Genomic DNA, 24772 nt, shown 5'->3' with positions numbered 1-24772 from the left:
GCTCAATTCCGTGGTTATTTTTTTTAATTTTAACCTAACACCTAACACCTAACACCTAACACCTAACACCTAACACCTAACACCTAACACCTAACACCTAACACCTAACACCTAACACCTAACACCTAACACCTAACACCTAACACCAATTTATGAATTCCCGAAAAGACCAATTAAAAGCCTTCGATCGTTTATTAACCATAATGGATGAATTGCGCGAGCAGTGCCCGTGGGATAAAAAGCAAACAATGGAAACGTTGCGCCATTTAACCATTGAGGAAACTTATGAGTTGGGCGATGCAATCTTAGATAAAGATCTTCAGGAAGTGAAAAAGGAGTTGGGTGATGTATTGTTGCATATTGTTTTTTATGCGAAAATAGGCAGTGAAACCAACGATTTTGATATCGCTGATGTTTGTAACAGCATTTGTGAAAAATTGATTTCTCGTCACCCACATATTTACAGCGATGTAATTGTTGCAGATGAAGAAGAAGTAAAACGCAATTGGGAAAATTTAAAGCTGAAAGAAGGTAAAACAAGTGTTTTGGAAGGCGTTCCCACATCCTTACCGGCATTAGTAAAAGCGAGTAGAATTCAAGAAAAGGTAGCAGGTGTTGGCTTTGATTGGGAAGAACCGCAACAGGTTTTTGAAAAATTACAAGAGGAATTAGGCGAGTTACAACACGAAATAAACGACGATAACAAAGACAAAATAGAAGCCGAATTTGGCGATGTTCTATTTTCAATGATAAACTACGCTCGATTTCTAAAAGTGAATCCGGAAAACGCACTGGAACGTACAAATAAGAAGTTTATCAAACGTTTTCAGTATTTAGAAGGCAAAGCAAAGGAAAGCGGAAAATCTTTAAAAGATATGACGCTTGCAGAAATGGACGTTTACTGGAATGAGGCAAAACTTCAGTAGACAGTGTTCAGTGGCAGTTTGCAGATTATAAAAAAACCCGTGTTCGTCCCGCTAGGGGAAAAATCTTGGTAGAATTTAATCCGAATTCATAATTGTTCCGCTAGGGACAAAATCTTGGTTGAATTTATTTTGAATACAGCAAATGTCCCATTCGTGACAAAACATATTTAAAAAAAATAATGGGAAGAATAGCTATAAAATTATGCTAATCTTCCCATTAAAATTTTTAATCAATCTACAATCGTAAATCTAAAATCGTATATCAATTAGTCTTCTCTAATCTCTTTAATTTTGGTAAGCTTCGCTTTCCAAACTTCAAGCTGCTCTTTATGGCGTGCAATGTTATTATGCACTTCTTTTACCATTGGGTTGTCATCGGGTACATGGCGAAAGAAACCTAAATTGTTTTCCAATTGGCGAATTTCATCACGGGTTTCGTCTATCTTTTTCGAAATAAAGAAATGCTCGTTTTGCAATTTGCGATCGTCTTCACGATTTACAAGCGTATTCAGTTTATTGTCGAATTTAATAAGCTCGGTTTCCTTTTTACCCAAATCTAATTTAGAGAACAAGCCATCCAATGTTTTATTGAATTTCTGCTCAATATTGCGTTTGTTGTAAGGTACACGGCCTATTTCTTTCCAAGCAGTAATGTTTTCTTTTATAGATTTTATGTCGGCTTTATGATCGCCGCTTAATTCAAATGAAGCGAGTTTTTCAAGCATTGCTTGTTTGGCTTCAAAGTGAACTACTTCTTCTTTATTAGCTTCGTTTTTCTGCGCGTGCAGTCTATCAAAATAATGGTTACAAGCTTTTTTAAACTGTTTCCAGATTTTGTCGCTGTCCTTTCGCGGTACGTGCCCAATGGTTTTCCAATCGTTTTGGATTTTCTTCATCAATTGGGTTGTGGCGTCAAAATCTTCACTGTCTTTACTTTCATCCGCAAGTTTTATAAGCTCGCGTTTCTTTTCCAGATTTGTGTATTGTTCTTTTTTCTGGTTTTTGTAAAAACTGTTTTTTTGGTGATTAAAACCGCCCGTAGCATCTTTAAAAGCTTTCCAGATTTCTTTATTATTAGCTCTTGGAACTCTTCCTGTATTGAAAAAAGCATCACGAAGCTCTTGTACTTTTTTGATGGCGTTTTGCCAAGCTTGGTGACTAGATTTAGTTTCTTCGGAAGCCTTTTTTATTTCTTCAATAAGTTGGTTTTTCTTTTCCAAATTATCTTCAAAATCCTTTTCCATTTCGGCCAATTGTCCTTGGCGCTTATCGTGAATAACTTTGGTAGCCTCACTGAACTTATCCCAAACTTCGTCGCGATATTCCTTAGCAACGGGGCCTACATCTTCTTTCCACATTTTGTGAAGCATCTGCAATTCGCGGAATGCTTTGTTAATGTCTGCTTCTTGAGCAAGCTCTTCGGCACGGGTAATAAGTTTTAGTTTGGCGTCTAGATTATGTTTAAAATCTAGATCGCGAAACTCGCGGTTTAAATGTAAAAAGTCGTAAAAATTCTCAACGTGGTGATGGTACGTATTCCAAACAGTATTGTATTTATCTCGTGGAATAGCGCCTGCAACGTGCCATTTTTCCTGAATTTCTTTAAAGTGCTTGTAGGTAGTATTTATATTTTCCTCGGCACCCAAAAGTCCTTTCAGCTCTTCTATTAATTCCCAACGCTTATCCAGATTGGATTGAAGGTCTTTTTTAAGGTTTTTATAGTGACTGTTACGCTTTTCCTTATAATCGAAATAAAGCGAATTGAATTCTTTTTTTAGCGGAGTAGTGTAGTGGAAGTCGATGATGTTTCCGCCTTCGGCTAGAAATTCTTCCTTTTTATGCTCAAGCTCTTCGTTGAATTTACTATTGAATTCTGATCGAATTTCCTCAACGTCGTGCTTTAATTCCTGTATTCTTTTCGATTTCAGAAGTTTATCAAGCTCAGAAACCAATTCTTTTTCTGAAAGCGTACTGTAATCTTTTTGGGCTTTCTCTTCAACGTCTTCCTCTTCGTCTTCATCTTCAGACGAAGCAACTTCTTCCTCATCATCTTCGTCCTCTGAAGCTTTAGTGGCGGGAGAATCCTCCTCTTTAGCTGTGTCTGTTGAAGGCTCGTTATCGGAAGCTTCAACCTTTTCACTGGGACTAGCTTCTAATGATTCATTTTCTTTAACAGCCTCTGTTTCTTCGACCATTGCTTTTTCCACAACGTTTTCTTCTTCAGTATTTATACTATTCTCTGAATTTTCTTCAGAAGCATCTTTTTCTTCGGAAACATTTTCAGTTTCAACTACACTTTCGTCCGTTGTTTCGGAATTTTCTGAAGCAGTACTAATATCCTGATTTAATTCGTTGGTTGTAATTTCTTTTTCGTTTTCGTCGTGGGGCAGTTTTTCGTCAGACATTTGTTTCAATGTTTAGGTTCATTTTCTTAGAGGGTCAATATACTAACAACTGTGCAATTGGCAAAGCACACAGCGTTTTTTTGAGTGTTTTTGTACTATTTTTATGAATTCCAGATTTCCCAAGCTTTCTCGGCTTGTAGCTCTAACATTCTCAGTCCGTTGCTGGTTTCGGCACTTTTTAGTTTTCCGCGTTTTAAAAATTCAGATTCGGATGGATTGTAGATTAAATCGAAGAGCAAGTGATTTTTTGTTAGAAATTGGTACGGAATGGGCGGGCAATCGGTAATATTAGGAAAAGTACCCAGTGGTGTGCAGTTTACAATTAGAAGATGGTTTTCAATAATTTCCTGATTCAGTTCAGAATACAGGAAGGTGTTGACGCCACTTTTTCGACTTACAAATTTATAATCGAAACCCAAATTGCTCAAAGTATAGGTAATCGCTTTAGAAGCTCCACCCGTGCCTAAAATAAGCGCTGTTTTTTGTAGAAGTGGTAAAAATGCTTCTAGTGCCATTTTAAATCCGAAGAAATCGGTATTATAACCTGTAAGTTTTTTGTCTTCGGAAATTTTAATCGTGTTTACGGCACCAATCTTTTTAGCCTCTGGATTTAAACTGTCGAGAAACGGAATAACCTCCTGTTTATAAGGAATTGTTACGTTAAAGCCTTTTAAATCGTCAGTTTCCAATAAAATCTTCGGAAAGAATTCAATAGAAGGAATATCGAAATTTACATAGGTATGCGGAAACTTTTCGCGTTCAAATTTTTCAGAAAAATACTTTCTCGAAAAAGAATAACTGATGTCTTTACCTATCAATCCAAACTTAGACATGTTGCTTCTTTTTAAGATTGTCGTACCAGTCTAGGCTAAGAACAATCAATATACCGATGATAATAAAAGCGATTGCCAGAATAGTTTCTGAATTAATTTGTGAAGGAAAATAGCGAGAATAGCCAGTTATTATTTCTCTGCCACTGGCGTCAATTTGTATATTTCCGAGGCTGTCCAGCGCGTGTCTTTCTATTTTCCACGGCCAAACTACGCCCAAAGAACCTGCAATAAAACCAATGATTACGGCATAAGTAGCTTTTTTGAAACGTTTTAAAACAAAGGCTAAAAGATGCGAAAGCGAGACCAAGCCAACCAATGAACCTAAAGAAAAAACCACCAACACCTCTAAAAGCTCTATGCGTTGTACGTTGTAAATCCAACTAAAATCCCATTGAAAAATATCTGCAAACGTATCAAACAATGCATTCACGGAATCCACTAAAAGTAGAACATAATTTCCTAAAAGCATTAGGATAAAAGATCCGGAAAGCCCAGGCAACGTCATTCCCGAGACACTTATTATTCCGCAGAAAAACACAAAAATTAGATTGCTGTTTTCTTTTGCGGGTTCCAAGAAACTGATCGCTACACCAGCAACAACACCGCAGAGCAGATAAGCCGCGTATTTGCGATTCCAGTCGCCAAAATCTTTGGCAATAAAATAAATGGAACCTATAATCATTCCGAAGAAAGCGCTCCACACGTAGAGCTCATAATGAACAATTAGAAAATCTAAAATTTTGGAAATGCTAAAATAACTAATCACCATTCCAAAAATCAACAAGCTTAAAAATTGCCCGTTGGTATAGCGATACAAGCTTTTAAAGCGCCCGCCAATTAATAGTTTTAAAGCTTTCTTATTTATCTTTTGAAGCGAATAAATAAATTCTTCATAAAAACCCGCTACAAAAGCAACCACGCCACCAGAAACGCCGGGTACTTTATTGGCCGCGCCCATCCCCAGTCCTTTTAAGATCAGCCAGACTTTATCTGAAACAGAGCGGTTTTCGTACATTTTAATTCAAAATTTAATTTTCAAAGTTTAAGATATACATTAAGTTGTGCTTGACTTACGATTTAGTTGTCTCTTTTTTAACTGCTAATTTTTCCAATAAGAAAATTGTTAGAAAACCAATAATAGCAAATAGAACAGCGTACATAATTTGTGGATCTCCATCAAAATTTTGGGGAAGGATGCTTCTTTCAATAAAAGGAACTTCGTCTCCCGCATGGTTTAAACGGTATTGCAACACTTCTTTCCAAGGCCAAATTTTATTAAGCGCACCAATCATAAATCCTGTAAGCACTCCTAGAATAAGGTTTTTGTGATGTTTAAACATCCAATTTAATATTTTGGAAAATGCTTTTAGCCCTATAATTGCGCCTATGGCAAATACTGTAAGTTTACCTAATGCGCCTAAGAAAAGCGAACTATTTAATGTGGTAACTCCTTCGCCTAATTGGGTTACAATGCCAATAACCGCTGTATATGCGCCCAAAAGTAGGAGTATAAATGCGCCCGATATTCCGGGAAGAATCATTGCAATAATAGCGATGAAGCCAGCTAAAAATAGAAACCACGTGCTGTCTGGAGAGCCAACGGGATCTGCAATTGTTATTAAGTACGAAGCCACAGAAGCGATAACTAGCATTACCACTACGGCTAACCTCCAATTAGTTATTTGTTTACCAACGTAAACAATACTGGCAATTACTAATCCGAAGAAAAAAGACCAAACCATTATTGGGTAAACATCTAAAAGCCAGGTAATCAATTTTGCGAGGGAGATAATACTTATAAAAATTCCCGAAAAAAGTGCGAGTAAAAAACCGAGATTATATTGTTTCCAAGCTGGAGAAAACCCTTCTTTTTTCCAAATTTTAAAAAAGCCAAGATCTATGTTATGAATAGTTTCTATAAGCTCCTCGTAGATTCCAGAAATAAAGGCGATTGTACCACCCGAAACACCAGGAACCACGTCGGCGGCGCCCATAGCGAGGCCTTTTGCAGTTATAACTAAATACTGAAGAAAATTTCTTTGAGGCATAGTTTTACTTTTCAAATAACCCCAAAAATACAGAAATTAAATCGAAGGATTTTTGTGTTGTTTGATTATTTCCTCCACCGTTTTCATTTGATATATCTGCGGAAATAATTCCTCAATAATCATCAAAAATTCGGGTTCAGATTTAAGCGCGTTTTTAAGGTGAAACGCTCCTTTATCGTTTTCGTTAAGCGTAAAATATAGCCCAGAAAGACGATATTCTATTTCGGCGTGTTCGGGATAGAACTCTAAGGCTTGGTTAAAATTATTAACGGCAGCCTCAAATTCACCTAAATTGGTTAAAAGATCGCCTCGTGTTAACCACGATTCAATTTCATAATTACCCAATTCCAAAGCTTTTCGGTAACCTACTTCAGCTTCCTCGAAAAGACTTAATTTGTTGTTTATTTTGGCATAGCGTTTCCAATAAAGTACATTTTCACTATCAATGCTAATGGCTTTTTCAATGTAATAAAGCGCTTTATGAAATTGCTTGTTTTTTGTGTGGAAATCTGTAATAGCAATCCAGCCTTTGTCTAACAGCGAATCTTCCTCTACACACTTAGTGTAAAATTGAATTGCCATTTCGGCATTGCCTATTTTTTCGTAACACTTGCCCATTCGCAATAAAGCGTAGGAGGTAGGATCGTCCAATCCTAAAGTTATAGAATAGCTGTCGATAGCTTCGCTATACCTTTTTAATTTTTCGAGCACTCTACCTTTTTCGAGATACGCGCCTATAAAACGATCGTCGCTTATAATAGCAAAATCATAGGCTGCGAGCGCTTTTGTATAATCTTTAAGTTCGTAATATTGCTTGCCCACTTGGTGCCAAGCAACTTCGCAGTAAGGATTTTTGTTTAGAAAATCGTTTAAATATTCAATTGCCGCTTCGTATTCATTCAAATATTCGAAGCAATAGATTACGTTATAAAGCGCAGAATAATCTTCATCATCTTCTTCCAAGCACTTCATAAAATAAACCTTTGCATTTTCATAATCTTCCATGAAAAGATACTCCATACCCAATAATGAAAGCACATCGGCTTCATCGTCGGTTATATCCAAAGCTTGCTCTAAAAGTGTAATTGCTTCTTTGTGCTTGTCGCGACGCGAAAAGATATTTGCTTTTTGAATGTATATTTCCTCATTGCTTTGTTCTAATTGGTACAATTCATCCAAAAGTTCATCAGCGATGTCTAATTGGTTTTCGAAAATGTACATTTCAATTCTAAAAAGCTTCAGGTTTGTGGAAGATGGGTGTTGTTCCAGCCCTAATTTAGTTGCCTTTTTGGCTAGTGCAATTTTTCCGTTTTCCAGGTAATGATGCACTATTTCTTCAAATTCCTCAGAGTCGAAAAATAGAACGCTGTTGGTTTTCAGCATAGATTCAAATCTTTCCAGCGAGAAGTTATTATGCTCGTTTGAACTTAATTGCATACGCACGTTTTAACGGGTTTCTTCTATTTTAAAGATAATAATGTATAAATAAGTTCAATAGTTATGCCGCGTTTCTTGTTAACGGACTTATCAACAAAACGACAATTGGTAAAGCGTTGTATTTAAAAGGATTGCGTGTTTTTTATCGTACTTGCAGCGTGTTCAAAACATCTGACAGTATGTTGCAACCTTCCTCAATCTCGTCATTGCTGATTGTGAGTGGTGGCGTAATGCGAATTGCACGACCTTCAAAAAGTAGCCAAAAAAGAATTAACCCGCGCTCTTTACAGGCAAGGATTACTTTAGTAGCAATTTCAGCATTTTCCATCATTGCCGCAAGCATTAGTCCTCTTCCGCGAACCTCTTTTATCATAGAGTGTTTCAGAAGTTTTCTGAAAAGTTTTTCCTTTTGAAGTGTTTGCGCTATAATATCCGTTTCTGTCAGTTCTTGGAGCGTTGCCAAAGCGGCAGCCGCAATAACTGGGTTTCCGCCAAAAGTGGTAATATGTCCCAGTTTCGGGTTATCTTGAAGCAAAGCCATAACCTCGTGCGAAGCCGTAAATGCGCCAATTGGCAAACCACCACCCATTCCTTTTCCCATCACTAAAATATCGGGCGCGATACCGAAATGCTGAAAAGCGAATAGTTTTCCGGTACGTCCAAACCCTGGTTGAATTTCGTCTAAAATAAGTAGCGTTCCTGTTTCATTGCAGCGTTGACGCACCTTTTTTAAATAATCATTTTCAGGTTGAATAAAGCCTGCGCCACCTTGAATTGTTTCCAAAATAATCGCTGCCGTTTCTGAAGTAATTTTCTGTAGATCTGCTTCGTCATTAAAAGTAATCGGGAAGCAATCTGGAACCAACGGTTTAAAAGCATTTTTGCGTTCTTCAAAACCCATTACGCTCATCGAGCCCATAGTGTTGCCGTGATAAGCATTGTTAGCATACAGAAGTTGGGTTCTTCCCGTTGCACGTCGTGCGAGTTTTAAAGCGCCTTCAATAGCCTCGGTGCCACTATTTACTAAATAAGTAGTGTTTAAATTCTTCGGAAGATTTTCGGCAAGCAATTTTGCAAGTGCTACAGGTTGGTCTTGAATATATTCGCCATAAACCATGACGTGCAAATATTTTTCAGCTTGATTTTTTATTGCCGAAACCACCCGCGGATGGCAATGCCCCAAAGTAGATGCAGAAACACCGGCCACAAAATCTAAATGCTTTCCGCCCGAAGTGTCGTAAACATAACTTCCTTTGGCGTGCGAAATTTCTAGCGCCAACGGATGCGGAGTTGTTTGAGCTTGATATTTGTAGAAATCTTCTTTCATTTTTTAAGCCCCTTTTGGGGGTTTGGGGGCCGTTTCCGGTTTTGGATCGTCGGGTCGGTTTTGAAAATCTTTCGGACTTAATTTTGATTCTTCGGGAAGTTGTAGTTTATCTTCGGTTACATCTTCAAAAAATTCGCCTTCATCTTTGGGTAAAGGAATACCTGTAATTTTCGGAAGTATGGGTGCCGGTTTTCCTTTAAATAAATCTTCAACCTTGTACAATCTTTCTTCGCCTCGCCATTGAAAACCGGGCAGTATCCGCGCGTTTTCGGGCAACATGGAAGGAGGATAAACTTTTCCGTCGGCTTTTTTTATAAATCGAATTCCGGTAATCTTTTGCTCTTCCAAATACATTTGGATAGAACTAGAAACCGTATTATTTATCCCCACCAATTCATCTTTATCATTTCGGGAATAAAAAATTACTTGGGTGTTTTTATTAATATTTACAGTGTCTAATTCATTATTGGTGAAAAGCCCAATAAGCCGCTCGCCCTTTACCTGATTGAAACCCAAACTGTCTTTTTGAACTAAAAAGGCGTTGTTAAAAACTTTGAGCGTATCAAGTTTATCGGTAATCGTATCTGAAAGTAGGTGGATGGTATCGCCAATCATTTGGTTTTCGCCACTCCAAAGCACTGGATTCCGAAGTAATTTTGTGATTCCTCTTTTTTCATTCACATAAATAGAGTCGCATTTTCCGCTGGTGGGTTCATCGCCAACTTTCCCTGGTTTAAAAAGGCGTGCGCGATAATATCCTTTCAAAATTCTATTATCTGGTTTTCCCGTTACTCGCAGCGTATCGGCGTGTACATAAATTGAATCGCCATCGCGAACGGTAATAGCTACGGCACGTTTCGTTATAAAAACCGAATCTTTTTCTCGGAAAACTTCGGCGTAATGACCACGGATTAGGCTTTTATTAATTGTGTCTAAAACCCGAATATTATTAGTGGCAGAAGCAAAACTTTTATTTCTGTCAAAATAAATACTATCGCCATAAAGCGTGCGATTTTCGTAATCTATTTTTGAATTTTTCACAAAATAACCCGTATCGCCACGAGTATCGTAATAGCCGCGCTCACAGTAAACGGTGCTGGTTTCGCTTACAATTGTGGAAGGCCCGTAAAGATACGCGGCTCCAGTGTCTGAGAAAAAATCGAGCTGATTGCTGTTTACCGTATATTTTGGGTTTACAATTTTTACGTTTTGAAGAAATTGGTATTTTTTACTTTCAGCGAAATATCTGCCAGAGCGGCTGGTCAAAACACTGGCAGTATCTTGCACGGTGCCGCCGGTTCTGTAATAGGCTTGCTGTTTTATTCTATCAAAATAGAGGGTGTCGGTTTTAAGAGTGGTTTTGGGTTCGGTTAAAACCACATCGCCCGTAGCAAATGCAAACTGAGTGTTTCCGTTGTATTCAGCGTATTTGCTATTCATGGAAACCGTATCGCCTTGTGTAATTCGTACGTCGCCATAGGCTTTCACGAAGTTGCTCTTCAAATATACAAAAGCTTGGTCGCACCACATTTCTACACCTTCGTGCACGATGTAAACTTGCCCAGTTTCGTCTTTAGTATAAATTGCGGCATTCGGAAATTCGGGCCGTATTTCGAGATAACCAGATTGGATATCGACTTTTTGTTTTTCTTGTGCGGAAAGATTTATTCCGAAGAAAAACAAAGCACCAATAAATAGGAATGATGATATTTTCACAAAAGAATTATTTTTCATTAGCAACGAAAATATCTACCAAAAATTGATTATCGAATAATTGTCTGTTTTCTGTCTGGTCCAACAGAAACAATTTTGATTGGCACTTCTAACTCTTTTTCTAAATAACTTATATAGTCATTCAATGCTTTTGGCATTTGTGAATCCTCGGTCATTTTAGTCAAATCTGCTTGCCAACCGCTCATTTCAGTATAAACTGGAGTTACGTTTTCCGCTTCAATATTATAAGGGAAATGGTGAATAGTTTCTCCTTTATAATTATAGGCAGTACAAACTTTAAGGGTTTCAAAACCACTTAAAACGTCGCCTTTCATCATAATTAATTGAGTTACGCCATTTACTTGAACTGCGTAACGCAGCGCAACTAAATCTAACCAGCCACAGCGTCTTGGACGACCAGTGGTTGCGCCAAATTCGTTACCCACACGACCCATTGTTTCGCCTACTTCGTCAAAAAGTTCGGTAGGGAAGGGGCCACTACCCACGCGGGTTGTGTATGCTTTAAATATTCCGAAGACTTCTTTTATCTTGCCCGGAGCTACGCCTAAGCCGGTACAAGCTCCAGCAGCTGTAGTGTTCGATGAGGTTACAAAAGGATAGGTTCCAAAATCAATGTCGAGCAGAGAGCCTTGTGCGCCTTCGGCAAGAATGGTTTTTCCTTCTTTCTGTGCTTGGTGAAGGTATTCTTCACTATCAATAAAAGTAAGGGATTTCAATACTTCAACAGCTTTAAAGAAGTCTGCTTCCAAATCTGCCAAGTCGTATTGAATATCAACATTATAAAAATCAATCATCGCTTCGTGCTTATCAGCTAAAGCGCGATATTTTTCCTGCCAGTCATTCATTTCCAAATCGCCCACACGAATACCGTTGCGGCCTGTTTTGTCCATGTAAGTTGGGCCAATACCTTTAAGAGTTGAGCCTATTTTTGCTTTTCCTTTTGAAGCTTCGGAAGCTGCATCTAGCAATCTGTGCGTTGGCAAAATAAGATGTGCCTTACGAGAAATAAGCAAACTCTTTTTAAGATCTAAATTGAATTTAGCAAGATTGTCTAATTCTCTTTTGAAAATAACTGGATCAATCACAACGCCATTACCCACCAAATTAATGGTCCCTTCGTGAAAAATTCCACTAGGTATGGTGTGCAACACATGTTTGTGACCGTCAAATTCTAGCGTGTGACCAGCATTTGGCCCGCCCTGAAAACGTGCAATTATATCATAGTTTTTCGTTAGGACATCAACAATTTTTCCTTTGCCTTCGTCGCCCCATTGTAGTCCAAGTAGTAAGTCTACTGCCATAATTTTTTATTGATTGTTCCCGTCATCGGTTGTGGCGGGTGTTTTTTTATTTCCGTAAAAATAAAGTGAATGGTTTGTTATTTCAATATCGAAAACCTCTTCGATGGTTTTTTTTATGCTTTGTATTCGTGGGTCGCAAAACTCGATTACTTCGCCATCACCGAGGATAACGTGGTCGTGGTTGCGATCAAAATACGATTTTTCGTAATGTGCTTGATTTTGCCCAAATTGATGTTTGCGTACCAGTCCACATTCCAAAAGTAATTCTATAGTATTGTAAAGCGTAGCGCGGCTTACGCGGTAATTTTTATTCTTCATATTTATATACAACGATTCAATATCAAAATGGTCGTCGTGATCGTAAATTTCTTGAAGAATGGCATAGCGCTCTGGCGTTTTTCGGTGTCCTTTTTGCTCAAGGAATCCGGTGAAAACGTTCTTTACAATTGCCTGATTTGTTATATCTGTTTTTGAACTCATAATTACGGTTGCAAAGTTACTCAATTTTTACACTCTAGTAACTTTATCAATTCCGTTTATTTTTTTGATGTTGTCTACTAAATTATTTAGAATGGTTTTGTTTTTTACAACAACCACAATTTTTCCTGTAAAAACCCCGTCGTTACTATCAAAGTGTACGCTTTTCATATCTATATGAAGGTTGTTAGAGATAACTTTCGTAACCTCATTTACCAGTCCGATGGTGTCTATGCCTGAAATATTTAAAACTGCCTTAAATTCGCGCTGCGTGCTATCAATCCATTTGGCGGGCATAATCCGATAGCTGTAATTACTCTGAAGTTGCAAGGCATTTGGACAGTTAGTTTTATGAACTTTAATGCCTTCATTCACCGTTACAAAACCGAAAACATCATCGCCAGGAATGGGATTGCAGCAATTCGCCATTTTATATTCTAGCTTATCTTCGTTTTTACCAAATACAAGCTGATCGAATTTTTCGGTGATTTCTTCTCTGTTTACATCTTCAGGTTTGTCTGGCTTCCGAATTCTGTTTTTAAAGAAACTGATGAACGCATTACTTCGCGAAGCGGCAAAATCTTTCAATTTTGGATTGTCTATAATTCCCGCACCCACGCGATAATATAAATCGAGACTGGTTTTTACTTTAAAGAAAACCACCAATTGATTAAGCGTACTCTCGTCAAGATTTATTTTTAATGACTTTAACTTACGTCCTAAAATAACTTTGCCTTCTTCAGCAAGTTGTTTCTTTTCGTCTTTTAAAGACGATTTTATTTTTGAACGTGCGCGTCCGGTAGTGGCGTAATTTAGCCAGTTGGCGGTGGGTTTGGCGTTATCGGTTGTAATTACTTCAACTTGATCGCCACTTTTAATTTCGTGGCTTAAAGGGACCAATTTGCCATTCACCTTTGTGCCACGAGTGTGCATCCCAATTTCGGTGTGAATGTGAAAAGCGAAATCTAAAGCCGTTGCGCCTTTCGGAAGAGAATATAAATCTCCTTTTGGAGAAAAGACGAAAATTTCTTTCGCGTAAAGATTCAGTTTAAATTCTTCTACAAAATCTACAGCGCTAATCTCTGAATTTTCAAGTGTATCCTGCAGTTTATCTAGCCAGTTTTCAAGTCCGCCGTCATCTTTTTCCTTGTTTTTATATTTATAGTGAGCGGCAAATCCTTTTTCGGCAATTTCGTTCATTCGCTCGCTGCGAATCTGCACTTCAACCCAACGGCCTTTTGGACCCATTACGGTAATGTGCAAAGCTTCATAACCTGTAGATTTAGGCGAAGAAATCCAATCGCGTAAACGAATAGGATTTGGGCGAAAATGATCTGTAACGATTGAATATATTTTCCAAGCGAAGAATTTTTCGTTTTCTGGCGTGCTTTTATAAATTATACGAACAGCGAATTTATCATAAACCTCGTCGAAGGTTACGTTCTGCGCCAGCATTTTTCTTCGGATAGAAAAGATGGACTTTGGACGACCTTTTATTTCGTATTCAAGGTTTTCTGAGTCCAGCGTGTTTTTTATCACTTTATTGAAAGCATCAATATAAGCGTCCTGTTCTTCTTTGCTTTCCTTTATGCGACCTAGAATATCTGAGTAAACTTCGGGTTCAGTAAATTTGAGACCCAAGTCTTCCAGTTGAGATTTTATGTTGTAAAGTCCGATGCGATGGGCTAGGGGCGCGTAGATATAAAGAGTTTCCGAAGCAATTTTCCGTTGTTTATCGGGCGGCATGCTGTCCATCGTTTGCATATTGTGGAGCCTGTCCGCAATTTTTATAATGATTACACGAATGTCTTCATTTAATGTAAGCAGCATTTTCCGAAAATTTTCGGCTTGCATAGATACATCTTCAGACATATTAATATGCGCAATCTTTGTTAAGCCGTCTACAATGCGGGCCACAACGGAACCGAACATACGTTCAATATCATTTAAATCGTATTCGGTATCCTCAACTACATCGTGCAAAAGCGCTGCGGCGATAGAGGTGGCGTCCAAACCAATCTCTGCAGCAACAATTTTAGCAACAGCAATAGGATGAAAAATATAGGCTTCGCCACTTTTACGGCGTTGTTCTTTATGAGCATCTACGGCAAGGTTAAACGCGCTGCGAATCAGTTTTTTATCCTCTTTAGAAAGGGTTCTGTAACTTATCTTGAGCAACTGTTTATACTGCTTTGCGAGCTCTTTTTTCTCTTCTTCTATGGCGGCTTCTGTCATATCCTAAAAGTACAGATAAGTAATTTAATTGACAAGAAAATTAATGAAGCAGCTTGCAGAATTTATAGCAGAATTAAAGGTTAAAAAGGAGGATTGGCTAAATTAAAACTAGGGAAGTAATTTTAGTTCAATTCTGTGTTGTCCTCACTATTTCGCGCTAAAAGTTTAATTGAAACTTTATAAGTGGCAGAATAAATAAGTCCGGATTGAGAAGATTTTAATGTCAAGAATGCTTTTTTATACCATTTTGGGTCAGTGGCTTTCTTTTTAGATTCTTCGTGAGTGGCAGTTGTGTGGACTGCGCCATTTTGCCAAGACTCAATTTTATAAATACCAATTCCGAAGTGTTCAACACGTTCAAGCACGGTTTCAAAATCTGACTCAGAAAAATGTTGAATGGTCTCATTGTCTGATCCGTCGTTCAAGTTTTTTAAATCAATAAATATATTTTTTTCTAAGAATTCAGTTTGTTCCATGTTCTTGTATAAGTTGTGTTGTTTTGGCGCCTAATTGGTAACTGCAAAACTAATTGAAAATCTGTGAAGATTATCGTTTAGTAGGGGAGAATAATATTTTTAAAGAAGTGGTGTATTAACCTTCGTTGTCTGATGTGGTGCGTGTTACTCGGCGAGGTATCTTTTCAGCACTTCCTTTTCAAAGTTTTTATCACTCCAGATTTCAATTTTATAAGAATCTCCACCAATCTCGTCGTCCTCGATAGCTAAGTCAGAGCTATAAATTCGGATTTTGTAATCGTCAGGTTTAATTTGAATTTCAAGTTCTACGATTGAGTTGGCACAATCGTGAATTTGTAAAATTCCAGATTTCAGATTTCAACCGGCTTCAACGACGTGGTCATAGTTACTAAAAGTCTCCGTTTTATTCTCTTTCTCCAGTATGTGGATTTCTCCTATTACCGGCCCGTAACTGGCTGTGCTAACTCCAAAAATTCTATTTTAAATCGCTAATCGGTCATTATGAGCCACTTGTGTCCAAAAATCGTCAGAATCGGTTCTTCCGGGCGTATTTTTATCACATATATAGAATTGGTTATATGAGGTGAGAAATATAAAACTGTGTTTCATTATGAAAGCTCTTTATCCCAAAACTACAATAAATTGCTTCACTCAATAACAATTTTCTTGGTAGCTAAGTGCTTTCCATTTTTGAAGACGGCGGCGTATATGCCGCTTTGTAAAAAGCCTAAATCCAAGATATTGGTCATAGAATTTAAAGAATTGCTGTAAACTATTTTTCCTAAAACATCAAAAACCGTTAATTCTACTTGATCTTCAGAAAGTGAGTTTAAATGTATGTTTACGCTGCCGTTGGAAGGATTGGGATAAACAATAATATTTTCAGCAAATCCATTTTCAGAAACGCCCAAAGTTTCGCGGGCAACTGCAAAATGCAATGCTGAGCCCATTGTGCCTTTGGCAACCTCAAAAACGTAGTTGGGATCCATGTTTTCAATAATGTCGTTGGGACCGTGTGGGTAGGGCGATTCATTTGCTTCGTATAAGCCGGTAATTACTTCGCCATTGTTTTCAAAAGGAACATAATCAGAACCATAAGCGTATGAAATTTGAGTCTGTAGGTTTGAATAAAGCCCAAAACAATTTGCCATTTCCTGCGTAGCTTGTGAAGACGCAGCATTGTTAGAGTTTGGCGAACTTTCGTCGCGTTCGCAAACGATAGTAGTATTGTTCATTCCGGCAACGCCGCCCACTTGGTCAATATTCAAAACTAACTTAATGTCTAAGTTTTCAGGAATTACAGTATTGTTTACATAATATTCACTGCCAAGTAATCCTTCTTCTTCGCCGCTAAAATGTATAAACTTGATGGAATATTCGGTATCTACATCTTTCAGCAGTCTGGCCAATTCCATTATAAGCACGGTTCCGCTACCGTTATCGTTGGCGCCGGGACCATTTACAGTGTCGTAATGCCCGTCTATTATAAGAAGTGTATTTGGGTAAACGCTACCGGTTTTTGTTATAATAATATTGGAAGTAGTCTGTCCGAAAACCGTAAAAGGCTGCGTTTCAATTGCAGTGTATCCTAAGGTTTGGTATCTGCCAATTATCCAATCTTTTGCGTCTTCTATGGCGCTGGTTCCGGGTTCTTTTACGCCAAAATCTACCAATGTTGTTAAATCATCTAGAATGTTTGTGGCGGAAACGTTTTCGACAATTCCGTTGTAGTAAGGGTTGAAAACCTGCGCATTAACAGGTAAAATAGAGAAAAAGAATGCGCAAATAAATAAGCGGAGTAGGGATTTCATTGGATTAAATTTTTGGTGAAAGTATTTCTTTTTCGATTAAAACTGAAAGACATTTTAAGTTTTTACAAAATATAATTCCAAATAGTCCAATCTGTTACAGGCCGTGGCGAATTGTTTTCTATAAAAATATATCCTTCTGAAGAATGAATTGGGAGTGTTTTTAGAATATTTCCGGAGGAATGATTACCTAAATATTCAGTTAAAAGTACTCAATGAATTAAATAGGTGAGTGGGATAAGACTAATTATAATTTAAGTAAATCCACAATCAGAGAATTCTAGAAGACTACTTTATTTTAGTGAAATAGAATTCGGTTATATCGCTTAAATAAAGCTGGCCTTCATTATTAATAGAATAATTGGTAGTCTCAATATCCCCGTTGAAATCAAGTTTTAATATATTATCATTAGTAGTCCACTCAAACGTCAAAGCGCTCGATATTCCTTGATTTTCATCGCCTTCGCGTTGGGTTCTAATTCCGGTGTTGTCTGAACTAAAAACTAATTTGTATTCAAACTCGTTAGTAACATCGCTTCTAACCCACTCTCCAAGTAAAGCGTTCGTAGATTTTCCGTTGTTATGATCGTCGTTACAAGCAATGATAGTAATTGCGACAAATAAAAAGATGCTTGCTTTTAGAGTTTTAAATCCTTTCATAACAGGTTTTTTGAGATTTTTCAGTTTTTCAAAGTTTGATAATGAAATAAATAAAGTTTTATTTATTTCATATTATTCGATGTAAATATAAGCAAACCATGCATTATTTAATTAATTATTGTTTTCAACTTGGTGATATTATTTGGTTAAGATATATAATTCCAAATATTTCGATACTTCACGAGCTGTGCATAGGTATTGTTAATAGGAATATTTTCCTCGGAAGAAAGATTAGGATCTGCTTTTAGTGTTTGAATGGCATAACTACGCGCGATTTTCAATATTTCAGAATCTTTAATTATATCGGCAATACGAAGGTTTAGCACGCCACTTTGTTGGGTGCCCATCAAATCGCCGGGACCGCGAAGTTTTAAATCTACTTCGGCAATTTCAAAACCATCGCTGGTGCGAACCATAGTTTCAAGTCGGGTTTTGGCATCTGCGGATAGTTTGTGGCTGGTCATTAAAATGCAGTAACTCTGCTCGGCACCTCTACCAACTCTTCCGCGCAATTGATGTAATTGTGAAAGCCCAAAACGCTCTGCACTTTCAATAATCATCACGCTGGCATTTGGAACATTTACGCCAACTTCAATTACTGTTGTGGCTACCATAATTTGCGTTTCGCCTTTCACAAAACGGTTCATTTCATAATCTTTATCGGCAGGTTTCATCTTCCCGTGAAGGATGGAAACTTGATAATTTGGCTGCGGAAATTCACGTACAATACTCTCGTATCCGTCCATCAAATCTTTGTAATCCATGGTCTCACTTTCCTGTATTAAAGGGTACACAATATACACCTGTCTTCCCTTGCTAATTTCGTCCTTTATAAAGCGAAAAACCTTTAGTCTATTTGCATCAAAACGATGCACAGTTTTGATGTCTTTTCTGCCCGGTGGAAGCTCATCAATTACACTAATATCTAGGTCGCCATAAACACTCATGGCAAGGGTGCGGGGGATGGGGGTAGCGGTCATTACAAGCACGTGTGGTGGGTACTCATTTTTATGCCATAATTTGCTGCGTTGCTCCACTCCAAAACGATGTTGTTCGTCCACAATTGCAAGCCCTAAATTCTTAAATTTCACCTTATCTTCGAGCAATGCATGTGTGCCAATTAGGATATCTAATTCGCCATTTTCGAGTTTTTTGTGAATTTCTCGTCTCTTTGAAGTTTTGGTTGAACCAGTAAGTAATTCAATACTGGTGTTGAGGCTTTTACATAATTCCATTAAACCGTTATAGTGTTGGACTGACAAAATTTCAGTCGGTGCCATTAAGCAGGCTTGGAAACCGTTGTCAAGTGCTATTAACATTGACATTAACGCTACTATTGTTTTGCCCGAACCTACATCACCCTGCAAAAGTCGATTCATCTGTGCGTTGCTACCTAAATCGTTGCGGATTTCTTTGATTACTCGCTTCTGTGCTTCGGTTAATTCGAAGGGTAAATGCTCTGAAAAAAAGGTATTGAAATTATGCCCAATTTTATCAAAAGTATACCCCTTAATTTTAGATTTATGGACAAGGTTTTTTCGAATTAATTGCAGTTGAATATAGAACAATTCTTCAAATTTTAATCGGTATTCTGCACGTGCTAAATGTGCCTGACTTTTTGGAAAATGTATGTTGAAAAGTGCCTCCTTTTTTGAGGCTAATTTTAGCTGTTCCAAAAGTGGTTTTGAGAGGGTCTCAGCGAAGGCATTTTTGCTCTCTAAAAACAGCTGTTGCATCAGTCCATTTATCACCCTATTTGTGATGCCGCTGTTACCCAATTTTTCGGTTGAAGGATACACCGGTTGCATGGCTGAACGAATGCTTTTTTCGTGCGCATCGAGCAATTCCATTTCTGGATGTGGCATTGAAAAACTGCCGTTGAAATAATTCGTTTTTCCGAAAATTACATACGGAACATTCAGCTTTAAATTTTCACGAATCCATTTTTGACCACGAAACCAAACCAATTCCATGCTGCCAGTTTCGTCAATAAAAGTTGCAACCAATCGCTTGCCTCGTTTTTGTTCTACGGTTTTAATATGTGTTAGTTTTCCAACAATTTGAACTTCGGCATTGGTTTGTTGTAGTTGGCCTATTTTATAATATTGTGTTCGGTCTAGGTATCGATTCGGGAAAAGATTCAACAAATCCTGAAAGGTGTGAATGCCGAGTTCTTTTTTCAGCAAATCTGCCCGGTTTGGGCCTACGCCTTTAAGATAATCTATGGGAGTTTGCAGGAAATTAGCATTCATAAAGTATTGAGGTAAGTTTCGGTATAATTCTTTCGAACCAATTGGTCTCTAGATTTAAATGATATATTTGTCTAAATCTTTGCTAAATTAAGCAATCCTTTTTTTATGAAATGTCCATCAACGATTATAAAACTAACCAAGGGAAGGATATTTTGACATTTCACCCTTCTTAACCGATTATTATTTAAAAATGAAAAAAAACTACCTATTATTTGCATTAGCGTTGTTCCTGCAGTTCTCGGCTTTTGCGAACGCGGTTACCACTCCAGAACTTTCAACTAGGCTTACGGAAGCTTTTCCGTTAGAAATGCCAGTTTTAAAACCATACCCAATTTATATGAATGCCTCTGTTGATGCACCCGATAGCCTTTCGGAAGTGATTGTAAATATTAACGGTACAGATTACCCAGCGGTAGCAGAAACAGGTTTTTATTACTATTTGTGGACTCCCGCTAATTACGGAGCGCATACAATTGTAATTACTGCGAAAACAACCGATGGCGACGAAACTACACTTACCCGAAACATTACGGTTAATGAAACTGCCACATCGCAAGTAGTGCGTAGTTTAGAAGATGTGGTAATTGAATTTACGGGCCAAAACGACCGTTGGTATTACGGAACCCATACTTTTCCGCAGTCTGTGGGTGCTTACAACGACCTAAACGCAATTTTTGAAGTGGAATGCCCTAGCATTCCCGGAGGTTGTGATGACTGGGATCGTTGGGCTTTTATAGATGTGAAAGCGCCAGATGGCAATTGGATTCAGCTAATTAGATATATTACACCATATCGCGTGGCTTGCGATCACGAATTAAATATTACCGATTATATGTCGCTTCTTCAAGGTGAGGTAGAAATACGCGTTTTTATAGACACTTGGGGAACTGGTGGATGGCAACTTACCCTAGACGCCGAATATACAGCTGGCGCGCCTGAATACGCTTACAGCAACGTTGTGGAAGTTTGGGACGATGGTTATGCTTTTGGCGATCCTGCCAATTTGCAACCCGTTGAAACTTTTAGCGTAAATATACCAGAGCAGGTTGAAGCTTCACATTTACGTGTTTCTAACACTGGCCACGGCTGGGGAGGAAACAATACATCAAATGCCGCAGAGTTTTTTAATGCATATCACTACTTTGATATTGATGGTGTTGAAACTTTTGAGCAGCATCTATTTAACTCTTGTAATCCCAACCCCGATAATTGTACGGGTCAGCAAGGTACGTGGCAATACAATCGTGCTGGTTGGTGTCCAGGCGCTATTTCGCCACCAGATATTTTCGATTTAACCCAATATGCGGGAACTGCTTTTAATCTCGACTACCGTTTTCATCCTTCTTATCAAGATTTTTGTCACCCAAACAATCCCGATTGTATTTCAGGACAAACTTGTGCAGACTGTAACGACGGTTACAACCCTATATACTACGTGGATACCCACATTATAAACCAAAGCAATAACCCGATGGTTTACGGAAATATCTTGGGAGTTAATAGTATAGATAATACGCAGGTTTATGACATTTCGATATTTCCGAATCCTTCAAACGGAATATTTCAAATAAAAACGAAGTATCCCGAAAGTGTTTCGCGATTAACTATCAATACTGTGGACGGCAAATCTGTAAAGGCTTATTATTTTAATTCGGTTGCAGAATTGAATAATTATTCTTTCGATGTTTCCAATCTTTCAAGCGGTGTTTATTTCATCAATCTTGAAAATAGTTATGGTACAGGCGTGAAAAGAATTATATTAGAATAGAAAATTAATTCACAGACTTTTAAAAAGGTTATTTTTGATTCTCAAGAATAACCTTTTTTTATGTTTAATTTTTTGAAGTTGAAGTCTATTAATTTGCTGCGACGATTTTCGGCACTACTTTTTCTACTATTTTTTGTGTTTGCGGCAAACTCTAAGTTGCAAGCGCAACAGACTGATATCGTGGATTTTTTGAAGATTGAAACTTCAATTGGGACTGATGTTTCGGAACAGAAAATTGAAGGAAGATTTTTAACCACTTTTAAGGTTTTAAAACAAACAGACTCTATTTTTATGGATGCTGTAAATATTCAAATTAATGAAATTGAAACTAAAATCTTCAAAATAACTGCTGATGAAAAAAAGGTTTGGTTTGTAGGAAATTTTGAAGAAGGAAAAACATACAAAGCAGATTTTTGGTATGTGATGAATCCGAAACAAACGTTGTACTTTTTTGAAGATCAAATCTGGACACAAGGTCAGGGAAAATACACTTCGCATTGGTTACCAAGCATAGACGATGTTAACGAAAAAATAGAGTTCGATTTACAACTTTTTGCGCCAATTGATAAAGCTGTAATTGCAAATGGAAAATTAATTGATTTCGGTAATTTACACGAAGTAAATACTTGGCGTTTCGATATGAAAGAACCAATGTCCAGCTATCTTGTAGCTTTCGCGATTGGTGATTTTGATAGAAAAGAAATACTTTCAAATTCTGGAATTCCTATTGAATTGTACTTCAATCCGAAGGATTCCCTAAAAGTAGAACCCACCTATCGTTACAGCAAACAAATTTTCGACTTTTTAGAAACTGAAATCGGCGTGCCGTATCCGTGGCAAAATTACAAACAAGTTCCGGTTCGCGATTTTCTGTATGCTGGAATGGAAAATACAACGGCTACATTCTTTTCGGAAGCATTTGTGGTTGATTCTACAGGTTTTAACGATAGAAATTATGTAAACGTAAACGCCCACGAATTGGCGCATCAGTGGTTTGGAAATTTGGTTACTGAAAAGGCAAACGAAGACCATTGGCTGCAGGAGGGGTTTGCAACTTACTACGCCTTGCTGGCTGAAAGAAATATTTTTGGCGATGATTATTATTACTGGCAACTGTATCAAACCGCGGAACAATTAAAGGCAATTAGCGATGAAAGCAATGGCGAATCGCTTTTAAATCCGAAGGCGAGCTCGCTTACATTTTACCAAAAAGGAGCGTGGGCATTGCATATTTTACGCGAAAGAATAGGGGAGGACGCTTTTAAAACGGCAATCAAAAGCTATTTGGAAAAATATAAATTCAAAAATGTTGATACCGAAGATTTTTTAAAGGAAGTGAAAATGGTTTCCGATGTAGATATTTCAGCGTTCGAAAAAGATTGGTTGCAACAAACGGCTTTTCAAAGTGAAGATGCTTATCAATCATTGCTGAAATCGCCTTTTATAAATAAGTATTTTGAAATTTCTGCGCTTCGGACGACGTCTTTTTCAGAGAAGAAGAATCTGTTAAAAACCGCACTTACTTTTCCAAATGATTTTATTGGGCAGGAAGCAGTTTTTCAGTTGGTGGACGAGCCGCTTTCTGAAACGCTTCCACTGTATAAAAATGCTTTTGAAAGCAACAATCTCTATGTTCGGCAGGCTATTGCGCTTTCGCTGCAAACTATTCCGAAGGAGCTTCAAACGGAATATGAAAGTTTGTTAAAAGACGAATCTTATGTAACTATGGAAACTGCATTGTATCAATTATGGATGCAATTTCCGGAGAAACGAACTGAATATCTCAACCAAACTAAAAGTGTTATCGGTTTTCAGAATAAAAATATTAAACAGTTGTGGCTGGCTTTGGCGCTGATTACAGACGGATATGAAAATTTAGAAAAGGAAAATTATTTAAATGAGTTGAAAGGATATTCCTCAACCAATAACAGTTTCGAAATTCGCGAAAAGTCTTTTGAATATATAAACGAGCTTCAACTTTGGGATTCGGAAACACTGAAAAATTTAGTTGAAGCATGCGTACATCCTACTTGGCGCTTTGCGAAGTATTCAAGAGCAATGTTGAATAATTTGCTTCAGGATCAAAAATATCACGAAGCAGTGAAAGTTTTAGGCAGACAACTGTCTAATGAGGCAGCTAATTATTTAAATTCAATTACAAAGGAATGAGAGCAATGGTGATTTCGGGTGGCGGAAGTAAAGGCGCATTTGCAGGGGGTGTGGCTCAGTTTTTAATTGAAGAGCTGAATCATAAGTACGACCTTTTCGTGGGCACATCTACAGGCAGTTTGCTCATTTCGCATCTGGCGTTGGATAAGGTTTCGGAGATACGCGATATTTATACTTCAGTAAACCAAAAAAGTATTTTCAGCAGTTGCCCCTTCGTTATTAAAGAAGATAAATTTGGCGGCAAACAGATTGCTATAAATCATATTACTGTACTTCGGAATTTTTTAAAAGGCAAAAAAACCTTTGGCGAAAGTTTAAATCTGCGCAAGTTGATTGAAAAGACTCTAACTAAAGAGTATTTCAATATATTGAAAGAATCGAACAAAGATGTGGTGGTAACGGTTTCCAACCTTTCTTTAAATCAAGTGGAATATAAATCAATCAACGATTTTGAATATCAGGATTTTTTAGATTGGATTTGGATATCTTCAAATTACACACCATTTATGAGCTTGGTTAAAAAAGATGGTTGTGAGTATGCCGACGGAGGTTTTGGCAGTATGGTTCCAATTGAAGAGGCTATAAATAGAGGTGCTACAACAATAGATGTTATTATTTTAGAAACTGAGATTGCGTATTATAATCGACTTCCTTCCAAAAATGTTTTTTCATTGCTAACCAATATGCATAATTATATGGCAGATAGAATTGAAAAGCAGAATATACGTATCGGGAAATTTGCGGCGACAAATAAAGACGTAATCATCAATCTCTATTATACGCCTACGGTTTTAACAACCAATTCGCTAATCTTCGATAAGGAAATGATGAAAAAATGGTGGGAGCTGGGCTATCAATACGCCGATCATAAAAACAACGAGCTTAACGAGATTCGAACTAACGACGATTAACTTAA

18 protein-coding genes are annotated in these 24772 nt (G+C 37.6%); 4 read left to right on the top strand and 14 right to left on the bottom strand.

Annotated features, from left to right (window positions below; translation table 11 throughout):
• Positions 1–152 precede the first annotated feature (152 nt).
• Positions 153–926 carry a nucleoside triphosphate pyrophosphohydrolase gene (mazG, locus tag AC3RVF_RS05195; protein WP_489690763.1) on the top strand — a complete coding sequence of 258 codons (774 nt, stop codon included), beginning with the start codon at positions 153–155 and terminating at the stop codon, positions 924–926.
• 266 nt (positions 927–1192) lie between these two features.
• Here the strand turns inward: mazG and AC3RVF_RS05190 are convergent, their stop codons facing one another.
• The 14 genes from AC3RVF_RS05190 to recG form a co-directional block, all read right to left on the bottom strand.
• On the bottom strand, positions 1193–3331 hold the full coding sequence (locus tag AC3RVF_RS05190) for a DUF349 domain-containing protein (RefSeq protein ID WP_489692930.1): 2139 nt from the start codon (positions 3329–3331) through the stop codon (positions 1193–1195).
• Positions 3332–3432: 101 nt separating this feature from the next.
• Complete coding sequence (locus tag AC3RVF_RS05185) at positions 3433–4164, bottom strand: shikimate dehydrogenase family protein (protein ID WP_489692929.1); 732 nt, start codon at positions 4162–4164, stop codon at positions 3433–3435.
• Entirely contained in the window at positions 4157–5179 is a 1023-nt protein-coding gene (locus AC3RVF_RS05180) for a DUF368 domain-containing protein (RefSeq protein WP_489692928.1), read from the bottom strand. Before AC3RVF_RS05180 ends, AC3RVF_RS05185 begins: the two co-directional genes overlap by 8 nt.
• Before the next feature lie 55 nt (positions 5180–5234).
• Positions 5235–6212 (bottom strand): DUF368 domain-containing protein, encoded by a 978-nt coding sequence (locus AC3RVF_RS05175; RefSeq protein WP_489690767.1) that lies wholly within the window; start codon positions 6210–6212, stop codon positions 5235–5237.
• 36 nt (positions 6213–6248) lie between these two features.
• Positions 6249–7649 (bottom strand): tetratricopeptide repeat protein, encoded by a 1401-nt coding sequence (locus AC3RVF_RS05170; protein WP_489690768.1) that lies wholly within the window; start codon positions 7647–7649, stop codon positions 6249–6251.
• A 142-nt stretch (positions 7650–7791) separates the two neighbouring features.
• Positions 7792–8976, bottom strand: a complete 1185-nt coding sequence (locus tag AC3RVF_RS05165; protein WP_489692927.1) for an aspartate aminotransferase family protein — start codon at positions 8974–8976, stop codon at positions 7792–7794.
• Between the two features lie 3 nt (positions 8977–8979).
• Complete coding sequence (locus AC3RVF_RS05160; protein WP_489692926.1) at positions 8980–10710, bottom strand: OstA-like protein; 1731 nt, start codon at positions 10708–10710, stop codon at positions 8980–8982.
• Positions 10711–10739: 29 nt separating this feature from the next.
• Positions 10740–12011, bottom strand: a complete 1272-nt coding sequence (locus AC3RVF_RS05155) for an adenylosuccinate synthase (protein WP_489692925.1) — start codon at positions 12009–12011, stop codon at positions 10740–10742.
• Positions 12012–12017: 6 nt separating this feature from the next.
• A complete protein-coding gene (locus AC3RVF_RS05150) occupies positions 12018–12491 on the bottom strand; it encodes a Fur family transcriptional regulator (protein WP_489691202.1) in 474 nt (157 codons plus the stop codon).
• A gap of 27 nt (positions 12492–12518) precedes the next feature.
• Positions 12519–14723, bottom strand: coding sequence for a RelA/SpoT family protein (locus AC3RVF_RS05145; protein WP_489692924.1), 2205 nt, complete (start codon positions 14721–14723; stop codon positions 12519–12521).
• A gap of 122 nt (positions 14724–14845) precedes the next feature.
• On the bottom strand, positions 14846–15199 hold the full coding sequence (locus tag AC3RVF_RS05140; RefSeq protein WP_489690773.1) for a hypothetical protein: 354 nt from the start codon (positions 15197–15199) through the stop codon (positions 14846–14848).
• Between the two features lie 647 nt (positions 15200–15846).
• Positions 15847–17010 (bottom strand): M28 family peptidase, encoded by a 1164-nt coding sequence (locus AC3RVF_RS05135; protein WP_489690774.1) that lies wholly within the window; start codon positions 17008–17010, stop codon positions 15847–15849.
• Positions 17011–17295: 285 nt separating this feature from the next.
• Positions 17296–17667 (bottom strand): hypothetical protein, encoded by a 372-nt coding sequence (locus AC3RVF_RS05130; RefSeq protein WP_489692923.1) that lies wholly within the window; start codon positions 17665–17667, stop codon positions 17296–17298.
• A gap of 146 nt (positions 17668–17813) precedes the next feature.
• Positions 17814–19919, bottom strand: coding sequence for an ATP-dependent DNA helicase RecG (gene recG, locus AC3RVF_RS05125; RefSeq protein ID WP_489690776.1), 2106 nt, complete (start codon positions 19917–19919; stop codon positions 17814–17816).
• A gap of 190 nt (positions 19920–20109) precedes the next feature.
• Here recG and AC3RVF_RS05120 point away from each other — a divergent pair, with 190 nt between their 5' ends.
• Genes AC3RVF_RS05120 through AC3RVF_RS05110 form a run of 3 tightly spaced genes read left to right on the top strand, consistent with a single transcriptional unit; the run spans position 20110 to position 24767 of the window.
• A complete protein-coding gene (locus AC3RVF_RS05120; protein WP_489692922.1) occupies positions 20110–21687 on the top strand; it encodes a T9SS type A sorting domain-containing protein in 1578 nt (525 codons plus the stop codon).
• A gap of 60 nt (positions 21688–21747) precedes the next feature.
• On the top strand, positions 21748–23856 hold the full coding sequence (locus AC3RVF_RS05115) for a M1 family metallopeptidase (protein ID WP_489692921.1): 2109 nt from the start codon (positions 21748–21750) through the stop codon (positions 23854–23856).
• Positions 23853–24767 carry a patatin-like phospholipase family protein gene (locus AC3RVF_RS05110; RefSeq protein WP_489690779.1) on the top strand — a complete coding sequence of 305 codons (915 nt, stop codon included), beginning with the start codon at positions 23853–23855 and terminating at the stop codon, positions 24765–24767. The genes AC3RVF_RS05115 and AC3RVF_RS05110 overlap by 4 nt, the downstream gene beginning before the upstream one ends.
• The last annotated feature ends 5 nt before the right edge of the window (positions 24768–24772 follow it).

It is taken from the genome of Aequorivita sp. IT1183 (assembly GCF_058068265.1).
Note: the sequence above shows the minus strand (reverse complement) of the source record. Positions and strands in the feature narration are given on the sequence as shown.

Bases quoted from the DNA above. Each gene is read 5' to 3' on its own strand.
- mazG (WP_489690763.1), top strand. From the start codon at position 153: ATGAATTCCCGAAAAGACCAATTAAAAGCCTTCGATCGTTTATTAACC.
- AC3RVF_RS05190 (WP_489692930.1), bottom strand. From the start codon at position 3,331: ATGTCTGACGAAAAACTGCCCCACGACGAAAACGAAAAAGAAATTACA.
- AC3RVF_RS05185 (WP_489692929.1), bottom strand. From the start codon at position 4,164: ATGTCTAAGTTTGGATTGATAGGTAAAGACATCAGTTATTCTTTTTCG.
- AC3RVF_RS05180 (WP_489692928.1), bottom strand. From the start codon at position 5,179: ATGTACGAAAACCGCTCTGTTTCAGATAAAGTCTGGCTGATCTTAAAA.
- AC3RVF_RS05175 (WP_489690767.1), bottom strand. From the start codon at position 6,212: ATGCCTCAAAGAAATTTTCTTCAGTATTTAGTTATAACTGCAAAAGGC.
- AC3RVF_RS05170 (WP_489690768.1), bottom strand. From the start codon at position 7,649: ATGCAATTAAGTTCAAACGAGCATAATAACTTCTCGCTGGAAAGATTT.
- AC3RVF_RS05165 (WP_489692927.1), bottom strand. From the start codon at position 8,976: ATGAAAGAAGATTTCTACAAATATCAAGCTCAAACAACTCCGCATCCG.
- AC3RVF_RS05160 (WP_489692926.1), bottom strand. From the start codon at position 10,710: ATGAAAAATAATTCTTTTGTGAAAATATCATCATTCCTATTTATTGGT.
- AC3RVF_RS05155 (WP_489692925.1), bottom strand. From the start codon at position 12,011: ATGGCAGTAGACTTACTACTTGGACTACAATGGGGCGACGAAGGCAAA.
- AC3RVF_RS05150 (WP_489691202.1), bottom strand. From the start codon at position 12,491: ATGAGTTCAAAAACAGATATAACAAATCAGGCAATTGTAAAGAACGTT.
- AC3RVF_RS05145 (WP_489692924.1), bottom strand. From the start codon at position 14,723: ATGACAGAAGCCGCCATAGAAGAAGAGAAAAAAGAGCTCGCAAAGCAG.
- AC3RVF_RS05140 (WP_489690773.1), bottom strand. From the start codon at position 15,199: ATGGAACAAACTGAATTCTTAGAAAAAAATATATTTATTGATTTAAAA.
- AC3RVF_RS05135 (WP_489690774.1), bottom strand. From the start codon at position 17,010: ATGAAATCCCTACTCCGCTTATTTATTTGCGCATTCTTTTTCTCTATT.
- AC3RVF_RS05130 (WP_489692923.1), bottom strand. From the start codon at position 17,667: ATGAAAGGATTTAAAACTCTAAAAGCAAGCATCTTTTTATTTGTCGCA.
- recG (WP_489690776.1), bottom strand. From the start codon at position 19,919: ATGAATGCTAATTTCCTGCAAACTCCCATAGATTATCTTAAAGGCGTA.
- AC3RVF_RS05120 (WP_489692922.1), top strand. From the start codon at position 20,110: ATGAAAAAAAACTACCTATTATTTGCATTAGCGTTGTTCCTGCAGTTC.
- AC3RVF_RS05115 (WP_489692921.1), top strand. From the start codon at position 21,748: ATGTTTAATTTTTTGAAGTTGAAGTCTATTAATTTGCTGCGACGATTT.
- AC3RVF_RS05110 (WP_489690779.1), top strand. From the start codon at position 23,853: ATGAGAGCAATGGTGATTTCGGGTGGCGGAAGTAAAGGCGCATTTGCA.